We start from the raw sequence: 1,759 nt of genomic DNA, 5'->3' as shown, positions 1-1,759 counted from the left end.
GGAGACCTCCGAAAAAGTCAGTTATCAATGCTAATTTAACCCCAAATATATCTATTAATAGAATATAATAGAAATATAGATTCGTTATTTGGAGGTATTATCGATGCTTCGTAAAGACAACGGAAGCCAAATTTCCGGCTTCGATCAATATTATTATGAGAAAGCTGTCCCTCAAAATCATTTGTTACGGAGTATCGCTAAGACCATCGATTTTACCTTCATTCGAGAATTGTTGGCTGAACAGTATTCTGCTAATCGCGGTCGTCCTGCAGAAGAACCGGTTTTTCTCTTCAAAATTTGTTTACTTGAGTACTTGTACAATCTTTCTGACGTACAAGTCATTAGTCATATTCAAGTGAACCTAGCCTACCGATGGTTTTTGGACTTGAATATCGATGATGAATTACCAGATGACACTACCATCAGCTACTTCCGTGTTAAGCGCGTAGGATTGGAGAAATTTCAAGACATCTTTCAGCGGTTAGTTGATCAGTGCATTGAACATGGATTTATTTCTGCTCAATCCAAACGGTCCATCATGGACTCCACTCATATCATTGCCGATGTCGCAATCCCCACATGGCTTTCTCTAGTTCGGCAAGCTTATGAGAGTGTTCTTCTTGAATTACGAGAGATCGACCAAGAGATCTTTCAACAGTTTGAACAACGAATGCTTGAGCTCTGGAACGAGCTCAAGGGGAAAACTCGGGACGAGAAGTTGCCGGTTGTGCTTCAATTGGCCAGCGAGTTCGCGGCCGTGGCTGAGCCCCTACTAAACAACGATGAGCAGCCGAATGCAGCCCTCGTTACACTAAAGAAAGTCATTTCTGATCGTGATGAGGATGCTACGGATCGTCTTATCAGCATTGTAGACACCGATGCACGTACTGGACATAAATCAGATATGCGTAAGATCCAGGGCTATAAGGACCATATCATGATGGATGAAGAAACGGAGATCATCACGGCGATTAAAGTGACTCCGGCCAATGCCGAAGATGGTGATCAACTGGTTGACCTCATAGAGCAATTTCAAGATAATCATGGATTTTTGCCCAAAGAGCTTTCTGCAGATAAAGGTTACTGGTTCGGTAAAAATCTTCGTTTTCTTCAAAAGAATAACATTATAGGCCATATAAGCTGGATGAAAACAAAGCAGCAGGTTTCTGGTTTATTTACCCCTGAAGATTTTCAATTTGATGCGAAAAAGATGCAGGTAACCTGTCCCAATGGCGTAGTCAGCAAAGCCTACAGGGATCGGACCAAAGCTAAGGAAGATCGGAATGGACTCGAGTTTCGATTTACTAAAACCCAGTGTCAAGATTGCCCACTAAAAGCGAAGTGTACAACGAGTAAGAGCGTACGTAATGTTTTCATCAGCGATTACTACGCAGAATTCCAACAGGCGCGTGAACACTACAAATCCGATGAGTACAAGGAAGCAAGGAAGAGTCGATGGTTGATTGAGCGCCGTCATGCAGATAAAGTAAGGAATCATGGACTCAGACGTGCCCGATATCGCGGATTAGAAAGAACATATATCCATGCATTGTTAAGCACTATAGCGTCTAACGTAAAGAGAATGACTAAGCTAATTACGGATAAACGACAACGGGAGCAGTCTGCCCTCTTGGCCATTTCCTAAGGGAAGTGGAGATAAATAAAAGGCTTTTCCTTAGCGATTCAGCCCTAAAACGGCTTAAATTACTCTAAATCAGCGACAAATTAGTAATATGGAACCACTTTTTCGGAGGTCTCC

1 protein-coding gene is annotated in these 1,759 nt (G+C 42.3%); it reads left to right on the top strand.

Annotated elements, in window-relative coordinates:
- Positions 1 to 103: 103 nt before the first annotated feature.
- Positions 104 to 1,645 carry an IS1182 family transposase gene (locus J2Z65_RS35070; protein WP_167067201.1) on the top strand — a complete coding sequence of 514 codons (1,542 nt, stop codon included), beginning with the start codon at positions 104 to 106 and terminating at the stop codon, positions 1,643 to 1,645.
- Positions 1,646 to 1,759: the final 114 nt, after the last annotated feature.

Origin of the sequence: Paenibacillus aceris (genome assembly GCF_017874035.1) — a bacterium.
GTDB lineage: Bacteria > Bacillota > Bacilli > Paenibacillales > NBRC-103111 > Paenibacillus_E > Paenibacillus_E aceris.
Note: the sequence above shows the minus strand (reverse complement) of the source record. Positions and strands in the feature narration are given on the sequence as shown.

Excerpts from the sequence above, each read along its gene's own strand:
- J2Z65_RS35070 (WP_167067201.1), top strand. The coding sequence starts at position 104 with ATGCTTCGTAAAGACAACGGAAGCCAAATTTCCGGCTTCGATCAATAT.